The organism is Paraburkholderia sp. BR14320, from assembly GCF_040948665.1.
GTDB lineage: Bacteria > Pseudomonadota > Gammaproteobacteria > Burkholderiales > Burkholderiaceae > Paraburkholderia > Paraburkholderia youngii.
Genome location: NZ_JBFPKG010000024.1, coordinates 1 through 18272, shown reverse-complemented (window position 1 = coordinate 18272; position 18272 = coordinate 1). Strand labels below are relative to the sequence as shown.

21 protein-coding genes and 2 pseudogenes are annotated in these 18272 nt (G+C 59.2%); 11 read left to right on the top strand and 12 right to left on the bottom strand.

The window, feature by feature from the left end; genetic code table 11:
• Positions 1–206: 206 nt before the first annotated feature.
• The gene (locus tag AB3X89_RS21790) at positions 207–911 is read left to right on the top strand and encodes a LuxR family transcriptional regulator (RefSeq protein WP_368585114.1); all 705 of its coding nucleotides are present in this window, start codon (positions 207–209) and stop codon (positions 909–911) included.
• Here the strand turns inward: AB3X89_RS21790 and AB3X89_RS21785 are convergent.
• Complete coding sequence (locus AB3X89_RS21785) at positions 895–1212, bottom strand: hypothetical protein (RefSeq protein WP_013092374.1); 318 nt, start codon at positions 1210–1212, stop codon at positions 895–897. The two genes, AB3X89_RS21790 and AB3X89_RS21785, sit on opposite strands and share 17 nt — an antisense overlap.
• A 155-nt stretch (positions 1213–1367) precedes the next feature.
• Between AB3X89_RS21785 and AB3X89_RS21780 the strand changes: the two genes are divergently transcribed.
• Entirely contained in the window at positions 1368–1961 is a 594-nt protein-coding gene (locus AB3X89_RS21780) for an acyl-homoserine-lactone synthase (RefSeq protein ID WP_368585113.1), read from the top strand.
• A gap of 58 nt (positions 1962–2019) precedes the next feature.
• Here the strand turns inward: AB3X89_RS21780 and AB3X89_RS21775 are convergent, their stop codons facing one another.
• Positions 2020–2709, bottom strand: coding sequence for a FadR/GntR family transcriptional regulator (locus tag AB3X89_RS21775; protein ID WP_368585112.1), 690 nt, complete (start codon positions 2707–2709; stop codon positions 2020–2022).
• Between the two features lie 281 nt (positions 2710–2990).
• Between AB3X89_RS21775 and AB3X89_RS21770 the strand changes: the two genes are divergently transcribed.
• The 3 genes from AB3X89_RS21770 to AB3X89_RS21760 all read left to right on the top strand — a co-directional run bounded on the left by AB3X89_RS21770 (position 2991) and on the right by AB3X89_RS21760 (position 5835).
• Positions 2991–3458 carry a universal stress protein gene (locus AB3X89_RS21770; protein WP_176106710.1) on the top strand — a complete coding sequence of 156 codons (468 nt, stop codon included), beginning with the start codon at positions 2991–2993 and terminating at the stop codon, positions 3456–3458.
• 314 nt (positions 3459–3772) lie between these two features.
• Positions 3773–4429, top strand: coding sequence for a helix-turn-helix domain-containing protein (locus AB3X89_RS21765; RefSeq protein WP_176369513.1), 657 nt, complete (start codon positions 3773–3775; stop codon positions 4427–4429).
• Positions 4430–4542: 113 nt separating this feature from the next.
• Positions 4543–5835, top strand: coding sequence for an SUMF1/EgtB/PvdO family nonheme iron enzyme (locus AB3X89_RS21760; RefSeq protein ID WP_368585111.1), 1293 nt, complete (start codon positions 4543–4545; stop codon positions 5833–5835).
• A gap of 97 nt (positions 5836–5932) precedes the next feature.
• On the opposite strand, the pseudogene AB3X89_RS21755 reads toward AB3X89_RS21760, so the two are convergent.
• The 6 genes and pseudogenes from AB3X89_RS21755 to AB3X89_RS21730 all read right to left on the bottom strand — a co-directional run bounded on the left by AB3X89_RS21755 (position 5933) and on the right by AB3X89_RS21730 (position 9476).
• A pseudogene (locus AB3X89_RS21755) lies at positions 5933–6426 on the bottom strand (methyl-accepting chemotaxis protein).
• Complete coding sequence (locus tag AB3X89_RS21750; RefSeq protein ID WP_368585109.1) at positions 6356–6697, bottom strand: hypothetical protein; 342 nt, start codon at positions 6695–6697, stop codon at positions 6356–6358. The pseudogene AB3X89_RS21755 and the gene AB3X89_RS21750 overlap by 71 nt, the downstream one beginning before the upstream one ends.
• Before the next feature lie 9 nt (positions 6698–6706).
• Complete coding sequence (locus AB3X89_RS21745; RefSeq protein ID WP_368585108.1) at positions 6707–7237, bottom strand: PAS domain-containing protein; 531 nt, start codon at positions 7235–7237, stop codon at positions 6707–6709.
• 327 nt (positions 7238–7564) lie between these two features.
• A complete protein-coding gene (locus tag AB3X89_RS21740; RefSeq protein ID WP_368585107.1) occupies positions 7565–7867 on the bottom strand; it encodes a hypothetical protein in 303 nt (100 codons plus the stop codon).
• 226 nt (positions 7868–8093) lie between these two features.
• Complete coding sequence (locus AB3X89_RS21735; RefSeq protein ID WP_368585106.1) at positions 8094–8303, bottom strand: dodecin; 210 nt, start codon at positions 8301–8303, stop codon at positions 8094–8096.
• 512 nt (positions 8304–8815) lie between these two features.
• Positions 8816–9476, bottom strand: a pseudogene (locus AB3X89_RS21730) (response regulator transcription factor).
• Between the two features lie 294 nt (positions 9477–9770).
• On the opposite strand from AB3X89_RS21730, the gene AB3X89_RS21725 reads away from it, so the two are divergent.
• The 4 genes from AB3X89_RS21725 to AB3X89_RS21710 all read left to right on the top strand — a co-directional run bounded on the left by AB3X89_RS21725 (position 9771) and on the right by AB3X89_RS21710 (position 13713).
• Positions 9771–10148 (top strand): response regulator transcription factor, encoded by a 378-nt coding sequence (locus AB3X89_RS21725; RefSeq protein WP_368585105.1) that lies wholly within the window; start codon positions 9771–9773, stop codon positions 10146–10148.
• A 309-nt stretch (positions 10149–10457) separates the two neighbouring features.
• Positions 10458–11426: an alpha/beta fold hydrolase gene (locus AB3X89_RS21720; RefSeq protein ID WP_368585104.1), complete on the top strand. Its 969-nt coding sequence runs from the start codon at positions 10458–10460 to the stop codon at positions 11424–11426.
• Positions 11427–11795: 369 nt separating this feature from the next.
• Entirely contained in the window at positions 11796–13055 is a 1260-nt protein-coding gene (gene flgE / locus AB3X89_RS21715) for a flagellar hook protein FlgE (RefSeq protein WP_368585103.1), read from the top strand.
• 112 nt (positions 13056–13167) lie between these two features.
• Entirely contained in the window at positions 13168–13713 is a 546-nt protein-coding gene (locus AB3X89_RS21710; RefSeq protein WP_368585102.1) for a hypothetical protein, read from the top strand.
• A 70-nt stretch (positions 13714–13783) separates the two neighbouring features.
• Here AB3X89_RS21710 and AB3X89_RS21705 read toward each other — a convergent pair whose 3' ends face one another.
• The 4 genes from AB3X89_RS21705 to AB3X89_RS21690 form a co-directional block, all read right to left on the bottom strand.
• On the bottom strand, positions 13784–14218 hold the full coding sequence (locus AB3X89_RS21705; protein ID WP_368585101.1) for a hypothetical protein: 435 nt from the start codon (positions 14216–14218) through the stop codon (positions 13784–13786).
• A 78-nt stretch (positions 14219–14296) separates the two neighbouring features.
• Positions 14297–14689, bottom strand: coding sequence for a DUF3331 domain-containing protein (locus AB3X89_RS21700; protein WP_368585100.1), 393 nt, complete (start codon positions 14687–14689; stop codon positions 14297–14299).
• 165 nt (positions 14690–14854) lie between these two features.
• Positions 14855–15880, bottom strand: coding sequence for a LysR family transcriptional regulator (locus AB3X89_RS21695; protein WP_368585099.1), 1026 nt, complete (start codon positions 15878–15880; stop codon positions 14855–14857).
• 30 nt (positions 15881–15910) lie between these two features.
• Positions 15911–16660 carry an SDR family NAD(P)-dependent oxidoreductase gene (locus AB3X89_RS21690; RefSeq protein WP_368585098.1) on the bottom strand — a complete coding sequence of 250 codons (750 nt, stop codon included), beginning with the start codon at positions 16658–16660 and terminating at the stop codon, positions 15911–15913.
• A gap of 110 nt (positions 16661–16770) precedes the next feature.
• Between AB3X89_RS21690 and AB3X89_RS21685 the strand changes: the two genes are divergently transcribed.
• Positions 16771–17724 carry a LysR family transcriptional regulator gene (locus AB3X89_RS21685; protein WP_368585195.1) on the top strand — a complete coding sequence of 318 codons (954 nt, stop codon included), beginning with the start codon at positions 16771–16773 and terminating at the stop codon, positions 17722–17724.
• A 175-nt stretch (positions 17725–17899) separates the two neighbouring features.
• Positions 17900–18272 (top strand): hypothetical protein (locus tag AB3X89_RS21680; protein ID WP_368585096.1); only part of this gene is annotated, 373 nt, incomplete at its 3' end.

Genomic DNA, 18272 nt, shown 5'->3' with positions numbered 1-18272 from the left:
TCAGCATAATAATAGGCAACGCCGTCCCTGCTATCACATGGCTGCTATCGTTTACCCCGCGGAGCGCCAGCGCATTGCTTTCGAGTTTTTAGTGATAGATTATGCGGACCAAAAGAGCGGACCGAAGTTTGTCTGCCAATAACCGCGAATGGGATGTTTGCGAGCCTGAGAGAGCCAAGAAATTGTCGCTACACTTTATCGAGCAGATGGCACCGCTACTGGACGCCGCCGACGAGGCGGAATGGTTCGGCGCGATTACGGGCCTCGCCGAAACGTGGGGCTTCGACAGGATACTGGTCGCGATGCTGCCCCGGCCCACCATGCGTCTCGAGGACGCTTACCTGCGCAGCACTTACGCGCCCGCATGGCGGCAGACCTATGACGAACAGGGCATGGTACATATCGACCCGACGGTCGCGCACTGCCTGTCACGCTCCGCGCCGCTGATCTGGACGCCGGAGATTTTCGCCACCCCGCCACAGCAAGCCCTGTACGAGGAAGCCCGCTCATACGGCTTGGGTGCGGGTGTGACGCTGCCGATTCACGGGCCGAATCAGGAAGCCGGCATGATGTGCTTCGTCAATGACGACAAGCCGTCGGACGGGTTCAGGCGCCATGTGAACGCCGCGTTGCCGAACCTCGTGCTGTTGCGCGACCTCGTGATCGACACCAGCAAACAGCATCTGGATTCGCATGCGCAGAGCTTGATGCCGAAGCTGACTCCGCGCGAGCGCGAATGCCTGAAATGGACCGCACGCGGCAAATCCACGTGGGAGATATCCCACATCCTGAGTTGTTCGGAAGCCGTGGTGAACTTCCACATGAAAAACATCAGGGCGAAATTCGGCGTGAATTCACGGCGCGCGGCCGCCGTGATCGCGGCCCAGCTTGGGCTTATTGACCCGGGTTGAGCAGCGCGGCCGCGTCGCGGCTGTACATCACGCGCTCGGCGCGACCCAGATCGGCATCCGACACGGTTTTCATGAAGTAAAGGCCAAGCAGGATCGACACCGGCGCCGGGATCTCCGCGCCCGACTCGAAGCGGCTGCCGCGCGACTGCGTGACGCCGAAGCGAGCCCAGAAACGACGCTGGCTCTCTTTTTTCTTCTTCCGGTAGGCAATGATCAGAACACGATCCACTGCCGAAGAGACCTCCGAGGGGCGCGCCTGGAGGTGGGTTTGCGGTTGCCAGTGATTGTCGAGGAGTTCCATTTTGGACCCTTGTAGGTTGGGGGCGGTTACATGGATGAATTTTGCGATACCCGATAAGCATCCACACCTATCCAGGTAGGTAGGTGGCGCAAAGATTCAGAATGCATAAGTTTTCCTGCGTATCTGGCAGCCCCCAACACGCACAGGAGAACGTCATGCAAACCACGATCCGTATTGGACTCCGGCAGGAATTCGACAACGAACTGATCAACGAGATGTACCGGCTGCGCGCCCGGGTCTTTCACGGCCGGCTCGGCTGGGAAATTCCGACCATCGCGGGAATGGAGATAGACGGCTACGACGCGCTCGGGCCGTACTACATGCTGATTCAGGGCGAAGACGAACGGTTGCGCGGCTGTTGGCGACTGATGCCGACCGAAGGTCCGAACATGCTCAAAGACACCTTCCCGCAACTGCTGCATGGCGCAGCCGCGCCGGTCGGCCGACATATCTGGGAACTGAGCCGCTGGGCGATCGAAACCAACGGGGAGGAACAGTCTTTTGGTTTCACGGATATGACAATCCGCGCAATTCAGGAAGTGATGCGTTTCGCACAGCGGATGGGCATTACGCATTACGTCACGGTGACCACCACGCCGATCGAGCGCATGCTGCGCCGTGCCGGGCTCGATATCAGCCGGCTCGGGCCGCCGCTGCAGATCGGCGTCGAGCGGGCCATCGCGCTCGACGTGGCGGTAAGCGCGAAAACGCTGACCTCGCTATTCGGGCCGGTCGCCGACGCGGCTTGAGCAGCGCCGGAGCGTGGCGTCACCGAAAATCTCGACACCTTCACCCGCGCGCGTCGGCTCAGGAACCGAACATCCGTTCCAGCGCGTTCTCGAGATGCGCGCGCATCGCGGCGCCCGCGGCCGCCGAGTCCTTGCGGCGGATCGCGTCGAGCACCGCCATGTGCTCGGCCTGCACCAGCCGCTGCCGCTCCACCGTTTTGACCAGCGACAGATTGCGCGACAGGTTCATGCTGAACAGGATCTGTTCCTCGATGAACGACATCACCGTGATGAAAAACGGATTCTTCGACGCCCGCGCGACCGCCTGGTGGAACAGGAAGTCGTCCTTCGCGCCGATGCCCTGCGCCTCGATGATGCGCTCGAGCTCGTCCCACGCATGCTGGATCGCGGCGATGTCCTGGGCGTCGGCCTTCAGCGCCGCCTGCGCGGCGGCGCCCGCTTCGGTCACGATGCGAAATTCATAGCAGCGGCGGATATCGGACAGCGTCTCGAGTGGCGCGAAGCGGCGCACATCGGGGTCGGGGCGCCGCGCGACGGTCGTGCCCGAGCCGTGCCGCGTCGAGATGATGCCGTCGGCACGCAATCGCGCGAGCGCTTCGCGCACGGTCGGCCGGGACGTGGCGAAACGCTCCGCCAGCGCATGCTCGGTCGGCAACCGCTCGCCTTCCTTGTACTCGCCTTCGAGGATGCGGTTGAGAATGTCGCCGTAGATCTGGTCGGGTAAGCCCTTAGTTTTTCGATCGTTCATCAGCGGACTGGCCAGCTTGTCTGAATATGGCCTGATTGTAAGGCCAACCTTGTTTCAGCTTCAGCAAACTTATGCGGTTTGCAAGCATGCAAGGCCACTCGCGCGCGCCGCCGCGGCCGCCATTTTGTCCGCGCCGGGCCTGAATATTTGGCAAATGTTTGATTTACATCCTGGTCGAGTGCATCTTTTCCGGCAATCATCTAAGCTTCATTGGTATAAAAGATCAATAAACCCTGCCGCGGCTAGCAATGTGGCAGACGCTTTTTTGACGCGGAGCCGATATGTACAAACGCATCCTTGTAGCGGTCGACGGCAGCAATACCTCGCGCCGTGCGTTCGAAGCGGCGCTCGAACTCGCCAAATCCAATGGCGCTGTGCTGCGGCCGTTTTATGTCGTCGAAAACACGCCGATGTACTTCGAGGCGCCCGGCTACGACCCGTCGATCCTGCGCAACCGCCTGATCGAGGAAGGCCAGGAGCTGCGCGCCGAGTTTTCGAAAGTGATGGCCGAGCAAGGTGTGAAGGGCGACCCGGGAGTTTCCGAGGCTTCGTCGCTCGGCGATGTCGCCGAGATCGTGCTGCATGCCGCCGCCGAATTCAACGCCGACCTGCTCGTGATGGGCACGCACGGGCGGCGTGGCTTCCAGCGGCTGATTCTCGGCAGCGTCGCCGAACGGTGCGTGCGCCAGGCCACGTTGCCGGTTCTGCTGGTGCCGTCCGCCGCGGGCGCCGACAAGCAACCCGTCTGACACGGTCATCACGCGCAAGACGGTGAGCCATGACGTCGACATAAGCCGCGGCGGCTCACCTTTCCACCTTCGTCGAGGCACCACCGCCGCTCGGAAAGCGAAGCAGCGAACGCGTCACTTTGCCGCCCGTTGAGGGTCATAACGGGTGGGACAATTTCACCACTACCAATATCAATCGCGCGCAGAACATGCTGAATCCCACCGCTGTGCCCCGTTCCTCGACCCGCTCCGCCGGCTCTGCCGCGAGCGGCAGCCGCGAGTCCATGGCGGGACGCGCCACCGCACGCACCGCCGCGCGCTGCTCCAGTTGTTCGATGCGTCAGATCTGCATGCCGCAGGGGCTGTCGGCGGAGGAACTGCCGAAGCTCGAAACGCTGATCTGTTCGGCGCGCTCGGTGCCGCGCGGCGAAGCGCTGTATCGCAGCGGCGACCGCTTCGACAGCATCTACGCGCTGCGTTCCGGCTCGATGAAGACCGTGATGGTCCACCGCGACGGCCGCGAGCAGGTCACCGGCCTGCGTCTTGCAGGCGAGCCGCTCGGGCTGGACGGCATCAGCGCGGACATCCATGCGTGCAGCGCCGTCGCGCTGGAAGACAGCACGGTGTGCATCGTTCCATACAGTGCGCTGAAGCAGCTATGCCGCGAAATCGGTTCGATCCAGGAGCGCATGCACAAGCTGCTGGGTGCGCAGATCGTCAGCGAGGCCGCGCAGATGATGGTGCTCGGCTCGCTGTCCGCCGACGAACGCGTCGCCGCCTTCCTGCTGGACGTGTCGCAGCGCAATGCGCAGCGCGGCTACTCGTGGTCGGAATTCAACCTGCGCATGACACGCGAAGACATGGGCAGCTACCTCGGCATGACGCTCGAAACGGTCAGCCGCACCCTGTCAAGATTTCAAAAGCGTGGCCTGATCGACACGCGGGGCAAGCATATTCACATCGTCGATCTGGAAGGCTTGCGGCAGGTCTGAGCGGCTGGCCCGGGCTGAACGGTCGCGCGGTTCGTCTTGGCACGCCGTCTGCAAGGGGGTAAAGTTTTCAGACCGCCCCCACGGCGACCGTGTTGCATGGAGACCCGGCCCCAATGAATCGCGACCCTGCCCCGCATCATCTGCTCGTGCAGCGCCTGCACGACGCGCGTCAAGTAACCGATGACCTGTTTGCAATCGTCAAACCCGACTACCTCTATGAACGGCCGATTCGCGAGCGTCATCGCGTGGTGTTCTATATCGGCCATCTCGAAGCGTTCGATCGCAATCTGTTCGACCAGCGTCTGTTCGATCTGCCGGCTTTCGCACCGGAACTCGACCAGCTGTTCGCGTTCGGCATCGATCCGGTAGACGGCGGCTTTCCCACCGATCAGCCCAGCGATTGGCCGTCGCTCGACGCCGTGCGCGAGTATGCGACGCGCGCGCGCCGGCAGATCGACGCCGCGCTCGCCGAACTCGGCAACCCGGCGCACGACGAAGCGGCGGTGCAGTTGCTGAACGTCGCGATCGAGCATCGGTTGATGCACGCGGAAACGCTCGCGTACATGCTCCATCAGTTGCCGCTCGCGCAGAAAAACACCGCGTTGCGCGAGCCGGTCGTGACATGCACGGAGCAGCGCGACGCGTTGTCGTCGATGGTCCGCGTGCCCGCCGGCACGACCGTGCTCGGCATGCCGCGCGAGGCCGGCCGTTTCGGCTGGGACAATGAATTCGGCGAAATGGGCGTGGAGGTGCCCGCGTTCGAGATCGATCGATACATGGTCACGAACGGTGCGTTCCTCGAGTTCCTCCAAGACGGCGGATATAGCGAGCCGAAGTGGTGGTCGCCGAAAGACTGGGCGTGGAAGGAAGCGGAGTGCATCGAGCATCCGGCCGGCTGGTCGCAACGCACATTGGAAAACGGCCGCACCGCATGGACGCTGCGCACGATGTTCGACGACGTGCCGCTGCCGCTCGACTGGCCCGTCTACGTGAGTCACGCTGAAGCGAGCGCCTACGCGCGCTGGGCCGGCAAAGCCCTGCCGACGGAGGCGCAATGGCAACGCGCGGCGCACGGCGCGCCGCACGCGGCATCGGGGAACTTCGATTTCCGCAGCTGGGACCCGCGACCCGTCGATGCGCATCCGGACAACGTCAGCGCGTTCGGTGCGGAAGGTCAGTTCGGCAACGGTTGGGAATGGACCTCGACGCTATTCGAAGCGCTGCCGGGGTTCGAAGCGTTTCCGTTCTATCCCGGCTATTCGGCCAACTTCTTCGATGGACAGCATTACGTGCTGAAGGGCGGTTCGGCGCGTACCGCGCTGTGCATGCTGCGGCCGGAATTTCGCAATTGGTTTCAGCCGCACTATCAGTATGTGTATGCGGGGTTTCGGTGTGTGCGGGGTTGATCAACAAAGCGTTAGCTGACCTGCGACACTCCGTGCTTGCGAAGCCGCATTGATCATGGAAGCCGCATGAGATGCGCACTCCGAACGCGCGAAAACTTTATCGGAAGACGCTCACCGCCTCCGCAAGTCTCGTCGCCTGCTGCTTGAGGCTATCCGAAGCGGCACTGCTTTTCTCGACCAGCGTTGCGTTCTGCTGCGTGATGTTGTCGAGATCGCTCACGGCCTGATCGATCTGGGAGACGCCGCTGCTTTGTTCTTCCGTTGCAGCTCTGACCTCCGCGATCAGATCCGACACTCTCTTCACTTGCGTCACGATCTCGTCCATTGTCTTACCGGCGTCGTCGACCAGGCTGGACCCCGTCTCGACTTTCTCAACGCTGGTCGAGATGAGGTTCGTGATCTCTTTCGCCGCATTCGCGCTACATTGTGCAAGCGCACGGACTTCCCGGCAACGACCGCGAATCCCCGCCCCTGATCGCCCGCACGAGCAGCTTCAACGGCTGGATTCAAGGCCAGGATATTAGTCTGGAACGCTATGCGGTCGATGACGCCAATGATGTCCGTAATCCTTCGAACTAGCGGTGATTCCATTCATGGTGCTGATGACTTCCGCTACCGCTTTCCCGCCCTTTGCGGCTGCATCGCTAGCGGAACCCGAAAGCATGTTCGCCTGCATCGCGATTTCGGCGTTGCTCTTCACCGTCGCTGTCATCTGCGCCATCGAAGCCGCCGTCTGCTGCACATTCGACGCCGCCTGCTCCATGCGCCCGCTGAGATCGTTGTTGCCTTGTGCGATCTCGTTGATCGCGCTCTGGACTGTTATGACCTGTTCGCTTACGTCGTCGATGAGCCACCGGAACATGAGGCCGAGTTAGCATAGCAGGCATCCAAGGGCAAACGCAGAGAACCCCGCCACCAGCGAAATCTCCCTGACGCCGCAGAGCCAGGCCGCGCACAGAATGAACGGCGCAGCCGCAAGCAACGCAGACCGGATGCGCCGGCGCACCGGCATGGTCTTGAGGATAGAGGTCCATCCCATCAGGCCCGTGCGAACAATCAGGCCCTTGTGAAAGCGCCGCTTGCTCGCCTTGTGCTCGCGAAACGCACGGTAAAGGGACTCGGCGGTCTCGGTTTCCTCTCGCGCGGGTTTAGTCCGCACTGACATGTAGCCCGACGTTTGGCCGTTGCGCACGACCGGAATGGCATTCGCGCGTACCCAGTAGTGGTCGCCATCCTTGCGCCGGTTCTTGATCAGCGCGCTCCACGGCTCTCCTCCTTTGAGCATCGCCCACATGTCGGCAAACGCCTGCTGCGGCACGTCGGGATGACGGACAAGGTTATGAGGTTGACCTTGAATTTCATCGCGTGAAAAACCGCTAGCCTCAATGAACGCAGCGTTCACTTAGCTAATGTAGCTTTGCGCATCGGTTGTCGACATCAACGACGTCGCATTGTCCGGGATTTCGAACTCGCGCTGCGTGATTGGATGGTAGTTGCGCATACCCTTTTTCCCCGAAAAGAACGATCCGGACTACTCTGGTGTGGATGTGTCGCGAAAGTAGCGTCAGGACGAGTAAGCCCTCGTTGCAATGAGGATGACTTTCCTCACCAGTGAGTCGGGCTTTGCGGATCACTTGGACCATCCACGCTGTACCAACGTCAGCAGCAGGTTATTCGTTCCGCGCGCGGAATGCCCTTGTCAGTACTCGGCCTGTCTATCTCAGCCGGATTAAAGCTGCTGGCACTCTGTTTTGAACCAGGAGTCGACCAGGCGCTGTGCCGCTTGCAGATCGTCCGGATAATATGGATCGTCATACCACGCTGACGCAGCGTAGCCCGCTTTCCTGAGGGTAGTGAGCTCGCTATGGCGTTGCTCTATGGTAGGGTGCGCGTTTTCTCTGAGCGCCACCAGGTCGCGGCACTCCGTCGAGGCGAGGCGTGGCCCGGCATACGGCATTCCACAAGCAGCACAGCCTGCGAGAAGAATCACCAGACCTGGAAGTATTGACCGTCTTCCAGTAGCCATTCTCATCGTGCATCTCCTTTCCTGCGTCGCGCCAATAGAAAGCCCATCAATTCAGTGCTTCCTTGAAATAGCGGCGGTGCGGGGGGCCGTAAGTTTTCGGTTCCCGGCGACATCGGCATGAATGCCGTGGTGCGATGCCACCGATATTGTTTTCGATTCCAACTTTCACTCACACTGGATCGTTGTTCGGGTTTGCGCGACGTCAGGCGCCAGCGAGTTGTGCGGCAGCTGCTCAGTCCTCGACGCGCAGGCCGACCTTCAGCGTCACCTGCCAGTACGCGACCTTGCCGTTCTCGATCTGGCCACGTGTTTCCGTGACCTCGAACCAGTGCAGATTGCGCAGCGTTTCCGATGCTTTGGCGATCGCTGTGGTGATCGCGTCGTCGATCGATTTCTTCGACGAACCGGTCAGTTCCACCTTCTTGTAAACGTGTTCTGACATAAATGTCCTCATTGGTGTGCGCCGGCGAGCGGCAAAAAGCTGCTCCGATACGCAGATGGAAAATAAATACGCGACGGTTCGGTTGAACCTCGTACTTGAGACGGCCTTTCAATTCACCGCGAGAACTTTGGATCGCATAACGCGTTTGCCATTCGCTGCAGTGATTGCACCGAGCGCTGGCAGTTGCTGTTTCAAGACGTCACGCTTCAGCACCGCAAGACGAATGTTAGGGGGATGTCCCCACGAGAAGAAGGTGGAAAGAGGGCAACACGGCGTTGCATCGAAGAACATCAATCGACGTTGCCCCGGTGGGCTCTTGCCGAAGATGAGCGTCCAACCGGCAAAATGAATCGAAGTCGCGTGTGCCAGACCATGGGTGCGGCCTGGTGGAGTACACACACGATGGCGTGAGAGATTCCGCTCTCAGACAGTCGGATCAAGAATCTGGGCCGCCTTTGATCCGCAACTCCTCGGGAGAATTCGTAACGACTTCACCGCCTGGACCCTAACCGTCAATACCGTCCGCGTTCCGCCGATCTGACGATCTCCATCTTTCTCACCAGATCGGCAAGCGATAGCGCTTCAAGCTTCTTCATCGCAGCGCCACGGTACATCTTGATGGTGATTTCGCTCAGGTTCATTTCAGCAGCGATCTGCTTGTTCAAAAACCCTTTCACGACGAACCAGATTACTTCACGCTCCCGCGCGGTCAGCGTGTTATAACGCGCCAGAAGCGCAACCCTAGTCAGAGATTTTTCCAATTGCTCAGCATGACGGCCGATCGCCGACGAAACAGCGTCGATAACACGTTGCTCTCGAACAGGTTTGGTCAAGAAATCAACGGCGCCGGCTTTCATGGCCTCCACTGACATTTCAATATCGCCATGGGCAGTCATGACGATAATTGGCATGTCGACCTGATGGTTTCGCGCACTCAACTGGAACGTCAAACCACTCTCACCCTGCAGGCGGACGTCCAGTAGCTAGCAGGCAGCTTGGAACCCCTGGTTTTTCGGCCGAAATGAAATCCCGGATCCGCTCAAAGGTTCGCACCGAATATCCGCACGAACGCAACAAGCTGGATAGTGCCGAGAGCATTGACGCATCGTCGTCGATTACATAGACGATTGCACCGTCTGTGCTAGCCACGGCCGGAAAAACGTTTTTCTCCATTCGCGTTCCTTTCCCCGTACTGGTGTACACAATGCATAGGTCCGTCAGTGGGAATAGTCGCTCTTTCGGAATGAGATGTAATTGTAAGCTAATGGTGCGGTCGGAGCGGGTATCACAAGCAGCGCCGACAGTAGCTCACGACTTACTGGCTACTAACATTCTACCGACAAACAGCACTGCCCCTATATATACCTGCGTATGATTTTAAGCGGCGCACCCGTCGGGTATGATCGCATTCATCCGCTGGACGCGATGGCCACTCCGCGCAATCGGCGCGGACAGGGAGAAAGATAATTGCGCGCGTCACAGGTAATTTGGGTCGTTGACGACGATCCCTCGGTTCGATCGGGTCTATCAACCTTGCTCAGATCGTTTGACTACGATGTCGTGACCTTCGAATCGGCCGCCGAGGTGTTGGCACATACCGGCGATACTCAGCCCGACTGCATCGTTTCAGATGTTCAAATGCCGGGATTGTCGGGCATTGAATTGTCTGTGCGCCTGATTGAAAACGGGTGGCGCATACCAACGATATTTATCACCGCATATCCGACGCCCGAACTGCATCGTCAAGCTTTCGCGACCGGAGCCTGTGCCCTTCTGATCAAGCCTTTGGGTGCCAACGACCTGGCAGCTGCCATCGAGACTGCGACGAGCAAGCGATCCGGTTAGCGTTGTGAATCAGATACTTCTATCGGAAACCTCGGGAAGCGCTACTTCCGTCGGCGCAATATCGACACCCTGCCTTCGGTAACTGTATTCGGCCGCGCCAGATCGGGGTGGCCCCTCATTCAAGAGCCGATTAGCGTCGCGTCCTTTGATGTTTCCGGATGCAACACGACGTTGCCTTCTTTCAGCCTTTTTTTCGTCGGGATGCCCCCCTAACATTCCTCTCGCGCTGCTGAAGCATGACTTCGTGCGATCGCCATGGTCAACGAAACCAGACCCGCTCAGAGCAGACGCTCAACAACGAGGATGAATATGAAAAGCAGTAAGGTGAATGAACAACCCACACGTCGAAAATTGTTGATCGGCGGTGCCGCGGCCGCCATGCTCCCGGGTACGGTTCAGGCAAGCCCAGCCGTCGCTTCACCGCAGGCATCGAAAGCGGACCACCGACACTTCTCGAGTTACATATCGTCGAAAGATGGCACTCAGTTGTACTACAAGGATTGGGGTGCAGGCCGCCCCGTGGTGTTCTGTCACGGCTGGCCGCTTAGCTCCGATAGTTGGGAATCGCAGATGATGCTAGTGGCGTCGCACGGCTTTCGCGCCGTGGCGCACGACCGCAGAGGCCACGGACGTTCGAGCCAACCGTGGAAAGGCAATGAAATGGATACCTATGCCGACGACCTGGCGACGGTGTTCGAAACGCTCGGCCTCAAGGATGCCGTACTTGTTGGCTTTTCCACCGGCGGCGGCGAGGTTGCACGCTATCTGGGCCGTCACGGTACTCGACGCGTGTCAAAAGTCGTGCTCGTGTCGGCTGTTCCGCCGTTGATGCTGAAAACTCCCACAAACGTGGGGGGATTGCCGATCGAGGTATTTGACGGCCTGCGTGCTGCTCAATTGGGGAACCGCTCGCAGTTCTACAAAGACGTGCCATCCGGACCGTTCTATGGCTTCAACCGCCCCGGCGCCAAGCCGTCGCAGGGCTTGATCGATTCGTGGTGGGCGCAGGGCATGCAGGGCGGCCACAAAAACACGTACGATTCGATCAAGGCATTCTCCGAAACCGACTTTACCGAAGATCTGAAAAAGATCGACGTCCCGACGCTGATCATTCATGGAGAAGACGATCAGATCGTGCCTATCGACGCAGCCGGCCGCGCATCGGCAAAGCTGATAAAGAACTCGAAGCTGATTGTCTACCCGGGCGCGCCGCATGGCTTGACTGACACGCACAAAGAGAAATTCAACGCGGATCTGCTCGCATTCATCCAAAGCTAAGCGCGGCTAGAACTTCACTGATCACAAGGGCAAGGACTCTCGTCCTTGCCCTCTTTTGCATGCGGGTCGCCCACTCGCGTGCGTCTAATAACTCGTCCTGCAAGGACATGCGACGCTCCCCGTACAACGCGCGCATACGCTTCAAATGTCGCGCTAAATGTCTCCATCAGTTGAAATCCGCAGCAACCGCCTGAAGCAGAACATTAATTCCCAATAGCCGCGCTATTTTATGAATATACGGAACAAATATTTGGACGAAGTTTCATAAATAATAGGAAAACACATCACTTAGAATTCCTCGGGCGAAACCGCCTGCCTCCGACGGAATTACATCACCACACACTCTGATGTTCGACCAAGGAAGACCATATGAGTTACCAGACGGGGCTAAGCGGCTTGCATGCCGCCTCAAACGATCTTGATGTCATCGGCGATAATATTGCAAATGCCCACACAGTGGGATTCAAACAAGGCACGGCGGTTTTTTCCGACATGTACGCTAACGCAATGCTCGGCGCGACGAATGATCAGATCGGCATCGGTGTTGCAACGTCTACGATCGTCCGGGACTTCTCGGAAGGAACACCTACCCAAACAGGTAATCCGCTCGATCTCGACATTAGAGGAAATGGTTTCTTTCTGCTTTCTCAGAAAGGTACTCTTGTCTACTCGAGAAACGGTCAATTTCAGCAAGACAGTGACGGAAATATTATTAACAGCAGCAATGGCCTTCCGTTAATGGGATACGCAGTAGGTCCGAATAGTGTCGTCGACACTTCACGACTGATTCAATTAACGACTGCGACCGTGGCAAATCTGCCCCCGAAGCCGACCAGCGCGATCGCGTGGTCTTTCAATCTCAACGCGGGAAATGAAACCCCGAAAGTCACGCCGTTCGACCCTACCAACAACCAGAGCTACAACTTCGCAACGACGGCTACTACGTACGATTCAGAAGGTAACGAGCATCAGATCAGCATTTATCTTGTGAAAGATCCGGCCACCCCCAATCAATGGAGTGCCTGTATAGCGCCCCAAGGTTCGGATGTCACCGTTGACAATGGAACCGGGACGCCTTCCCCGTACACGCAAATCGGAACACTGACTTTCGATTCATCAGGGAGACTCACCAGTTCGAGTTCGCTTTCGTTCGAGATGAACACGACTAACGGCAGCGCCAGCCCGCAAACGATTGCCATCGATCTCGGCAACACCACGCAGTACGCCGCGACGACAGACAGCGTGACCCGGTATCACCCCGACGGATACGCCGCGGCCGCTTACAACGGCACACTTTCCGTCGCTGACGACGGCACCATCACTGCCGGTTACACGAACGGGGAGACACTCGTCATTGGGCAAGTGGCGACGGCGACTTTCGCCAATCCGAATGGGCTTCAAAGTCAAAGCGGCAACCTGTTTTACGCAACTCTGGCGTCAGGGGCTGCGCAAATCGGCACGCCGGGCACTTTCAACCACGGTGTGCTACAAGGATTTATGCAAGAAAGTTCGAACGTTGATCTGACTGACCAGCTCGTAGCGCTCATTACGGCGCAACGGAACTATCAGGCCAACGCTCAAACGATAAAGACCCAGCAAACCGTCGACCAATCGCTCATCAATTTGTAGCCAGGACAGGACCCAGGCAGGCGGCGTCCTGCCTTTGCGCTCACCTGAACCCTCCAGTACTTCGTGTGGCGCTAGCTGCGCTGCTAGCTCTCACCACAGTCCCCAAACCGATATGGACAGCACCTCGGTTGTATCAGCTCCCTCCGTCTTCAGGCCGTTTTGTGTGACGGGGGAAGCTGGAAAGTCGCTGACGGAGATTCCGATTGTCAAAGCCACCCGACTCAAGCCCTCCACGCTGGCCGCTACGCCAGCGGGATGGTCCGGCTTCCAGGAGCGTTGCGTCTGTCCTGACGACTGGAACGTTGACTTTGTAGCCGCTTATTTTTCCCCATTTCAAATTGAAAATGAGCAGATCATCTCAACGCTGACTTTTAACGTCACGATGCAAAGTGACGCTGCATACCCGGTACGGGCAACTGGGTATGTCTTTGATGAACTGGACCATCCCGTGGGCAGCCTGGACCTGAGACATTTCGGGCAACGAATGCCCCGTGCGCTGCAATTCGACGTTTCTGCATACCAGTTACCGATGTCGAGTCGCTTTCTGATCGCCTTCCAGATTGGTGGAGGGGGAAGCACGAAGATCCCGCGCCCCCCGCTCATCACGAGCGTCACAATCGACGTTGTAGCCCGCGTTCTGACGACCGTCGAGAGTTAATGTCCTGACGCTGGCATATCAGGGGCCAGCGGTGAAGAAATAAGGCGATATCGTGCGCATGCGCCGAACATCATCCAGACACGGCGGTATGGCGTGATGACAGCAAAGCGACGAATAACAGGCCCTTCAGTGCGCATTCGACCAACGACAACCAGAACGCGACACGAAACCCCGCGTACTCGGCGGGCAGCGCCGGCGCGATGGCGATAACGCTCAACACACACAGGAAGGCAAGTGTGCCGCGCGCCGCCGCGCTGCCCCTGAGCACATAAAATGCGAGAAGAAGCCAGATTACGGTGGCAAGCGCAAGCGCGAGCCGCTGCATGTCGTCTGGCGCGACCCAGAATTCCATGGGAAATTCGACGAGCGCCCACAATGCAGTGATTTTGACGAGGCGTCTCGTCCATGAGGTGCGCCGCGGGACGGCGAAGCCATCGACGTCTGTGTCATCGCCCAGCACCGGCGCATCTGGGGCTACCGAAACGCCGGCCTCTTCTTGTCCCATGGTCATGTTCCTGTAGTGTTGCCTGCACGCGACCCGAAGACGGTCAGCCCGATTCCCGGCAGCGCTTGCCGCATTCGCTTACAAGCGCTTCTCCAATTCGTCTTTAAGGATCATCGCGTCTGCGTTCACGGCCTGAGGGCGCCTACGTTGGGGCCGGTAAACGTACTCGTCGAACTGGATCTGGCGACCGCTGACTGCACATACTCCTGAGTGACGAGCACGAATCAGGTGCCATTCCTGGTTTCCGTAGACACATCGCAACGGGTCCAGCCACGCGAGCGTGACGCTCGTTGTCGTGGCACGCTCCAAAAAGCGGATTGTGAGTCCGTCTGCCCGCTTTCCTGCCGAACGTTCCGACCATCGCGTCCACTCCGATGCAACGTTGCTTCCCGAGCTCTTCTCACCCGACAGTTGCCCAAGGATGCCAATAGTCATCAGCCACGGATCGAGAATATTCGACTGCGCCTCCATATTCGGGCTCCTCTTGCATCGTTGCGCGTTCTTCAAGCTAAGTCGGATTCGCATGCCAATGTGAGCGTCCGAAAAAGCGCTCCACGTCAGGTGAAATCCTAGGCGCCATGTGCGAGCGGCAGTAGCCCCGAGCACGGGCTCACCGTGTTGTCATCGCATCAACAATCAAGGACAACAGGCTGGAGGAACGACTTCAGTTGGACATTGCAGATCGAGCGCGCGGATCTGCTCGGTCATGTAATCGATAAAGACCCGAATGCGCGACGGCAAATGCTTGCGGCTCAGATAGCACGCGTAATGACCGCGGTCGTCGGGCGCATACTGCGCAAGGCACGCGTACAGACGCTTCGCGCGCAGCAGTTCGCTCACCTGGTAGGCTGCGAGCTGGGCAACGCCGTGGCCCGCAAGCACTGTCTGCAGCATCAGATCCGCATCGTTGAGAACGTGCACGGCCTTCGGGACCACTTTACGGCTCACGCCGCCGACCTTGAATTCCCATCCGGCGAAACGGCCGGAAGCAAGACGGAGATTGATGCAGCGATGCATCTCGAGGTCTTCGACGGAGCGCGGCAAGCCGTGAGCGCGTGCATATTCCGGCGACGCACACACGATCATCTGCATCGGGATCAGCTGTTTGGCGACGACCTGGCTGTCGTCCAGCTTGCCGTCACGAAACGCGACGTCGATACGCTCCGTTGTGAATTCGACGGGGCCGTCCTTGAGCATGAAGTCGAGCGCAATATCGGGGTACGCCGTACAGAAGCCGCTGAGCAGCGGCGCGACGATCCTGCGGCCGAAGCCCGTCGTCGAGCAGACGCGCAACTGGCCGCGCGGCGGACCCTGACGAAGTTCGCGCATATCCGCGAGTGCCTGGACGATGCGCTCGACGGCGGGGTTGCAGTTCTGATAGAAAAGTTCGCCTTCGCGTGTCAATGCCGTGCTGCGCGTGGTCCTCAGCAGGAGCCGCGCATCGATTTGCGCTTCGAGTTTCTGGACGTTGCGGCTCACAGCCGAGCGGCCGATGCCGAGCCGACTGGCAGCCTTGGCGAAGCTGCCTTCGCTCACTACCGCGAGGAAGGAGATCACGCCCGCATAGCTGGTGGCGAAACTGGATGCGAGCGAGTCGTCGCTCGAAGCCGGGGGAGACCTCGTCAAGCCAGTCGGGACGAGCATGTGCTGTTTGCCGTTCATTTCACGAGCCGTTAATCGCTTCGGGTCAACTCATATCAGCGACATACCGCCATCGACGTTCAGATTGATGCCGCTGATGAAACTGCTTTCGTCGCTGACAAGGAAGAGCGCCGCGCGCGCCAATTCTTCGGGACGGCCGAGGCGACCCAGTGGAATGCGGCCTGCAACGGCCGCCTCGAATGCGGGCCGTTCGGCGCTCCCGATGCCGAGTTTCCCGAAAATTGGCGTATCGACCGGTCCCGGACTGATGACATTCACGCGAATGCCACGTGCCTGGAATTCGAGCGCCCAACTCCGCGCAAATGCCTCGATCGCGGCCTTGGTGCCGGCATAGACGGCGTGCCCCTCGAATACCTTCGAACTCGCAATCGAACTGGTCAGCAGAATGGCGCCGTGCTCGCGCATCAACGGTGCGATTTTCTGGACGCCAAAAAAGACGGCTCTGGTGTTAGTCGTGAAGTGAAGGTCGTACGATTCGTGGCTCACATCGCTCGAGGGCGCAATAGTATTGATTCCCGCATTGGCGAAGTAGATATCGAGTCCGCCGAAACGGCGGGAAACCAGCGAGGCCACCTCATCGTGCGTTTGCGGGTTCGCGAGATCGCCCGTCAACCCGATCGCCCTATCTCCAAGTTCGGATACGGCCGCATTGACCGCATCTGCCCGGCGGCCTACCACGATCACATTCGCACCCTCCTCGACCAACAGCCTGGCTGTCGCCAACCCAATTCCGCTATTCGCGCCTGTGACGACGGCGACCTTATTTGCGAGCCGATTCATTTTCTTTCCTCGTCCTATTTCGCCGATCTGGCGTACAGCCGGAATGTAGCAACGGCTGCGAAGGCGCTAAAGTCACACGATGATCATTTCACTTGTTCCGTTCTGTCATCATGTCTGTCGAAAATTTCAATGGTCTTGCCGCATTCGTCCGCGCCGTCGAGACTGGCTCATTCACGAGTGCAGCGCAAACGTTAGGCACCACCCCTTCCGCAGTGTCCAAAAGCATCGCGAGGCTCGAAAAGCGCCTGGGCGTCAGGTTGTTTCAACGGTCGACGCGCGCCTTCCTCCTGAGCGCGGAAGGGCAGGCGTACTACGAGCGAGTCGCTCCGCTCGTGCGCGGCCTGGAGAGTGCAGACGAAGTTCTGCGCTCTCCCGCGACCGCCACGGGAAGATTGCGCGTGAGCCTGCCAGGCGAGTTAGGGCGCCTTTTGCTGGACCCGCTCACCCGGCAACTCATGACGAAACATCCGGAACTCGCGCTCGATGTGAGCGTCAGCGATCGCCATGTCGATCTGATCCGCGATGGCTTCGATATCGCGATCAGAGCAGGATGGCTAGGAGATAGCGGTCTGCATGCGCACACCATTGCAGAGTTGCCGCTGGTGCTGGTGGCTGCGCCGGCTTATCTGCGTGAAAACGGAACACCGCGGAGGATCGCGGATCTCATCGCGCATCGACACGTGCGCTATCGGCTCAACGGGCGCGCGTATCCCGTGATCTTCGCAGATGGAACGACTGTCGCTGTCGACGGCGTGTTCGACGCGGACAGCGGCGACGCAATGCGGGTGGCAGCGTTGAATGGACTGGGTATTGCGCAGATCCTGGCGATCGCCGTGCGAGATGACCTCGCTGCCGGACGGTTACGCGCCGTGCTGCAGGACGAGGCGCTGGCGGCCGTGCCCGTGCATGCGCTTCATGCCTTTGGACGGGACATTCCAATGCGCGCAAGGGTATTCATGGATTTCGTCACGGCACAACTGGTTGGATGGAAGGCCACGCCTGCCGCGTCCGTTCGTGTAGCTGCACCACGTTCGCACCCGAAGGTGAGATCGAAAAGGACCTGATCGCGCTGTCACTGCCGTACGTGCAAATGATGCCGGGGAAAGGATTCACGCATGATGCTGCTACTTGCGCCCCCGTTGATAATGATCCGCATTACCAATGACGCCGCCATAAGGAACGTGTATTCTTCCGAAGTGCCTGTATCCGCAGAATTTGACCTATCTCGTTGCGACTCCGATGGATCAGAAAAGAAATGTTCTATGGGACGACGGCGAGCGCATTTTCTCGCGAGAACAGTTCCCGGTGGTGGCCGGCCAGAGTGTGCTGCTCGCACGGCTTGCCGCTGACCAGCCGATGCCCGCCAGTCTCGATCGTCTTGCCCACGAGTTCGGGCTGAAGGACGAGCTTGACAGTGCGTGGGCGGTACGGCCACTGAGGCTGGTGCGCGAAGGCGGCCAGACCGTGCTGGCGCTCGAGGACCCCGGCGGCGAGCCGCTCGCGCGTCTGCTCGGCGCACCCATGGAGATTGGCTATTTCCTGGAACTCGCCATTGGCATTGCCGCCGCGCTCGGCAAGCTTCACCAGCGCGGCCTGATCCATAAGGATCTGA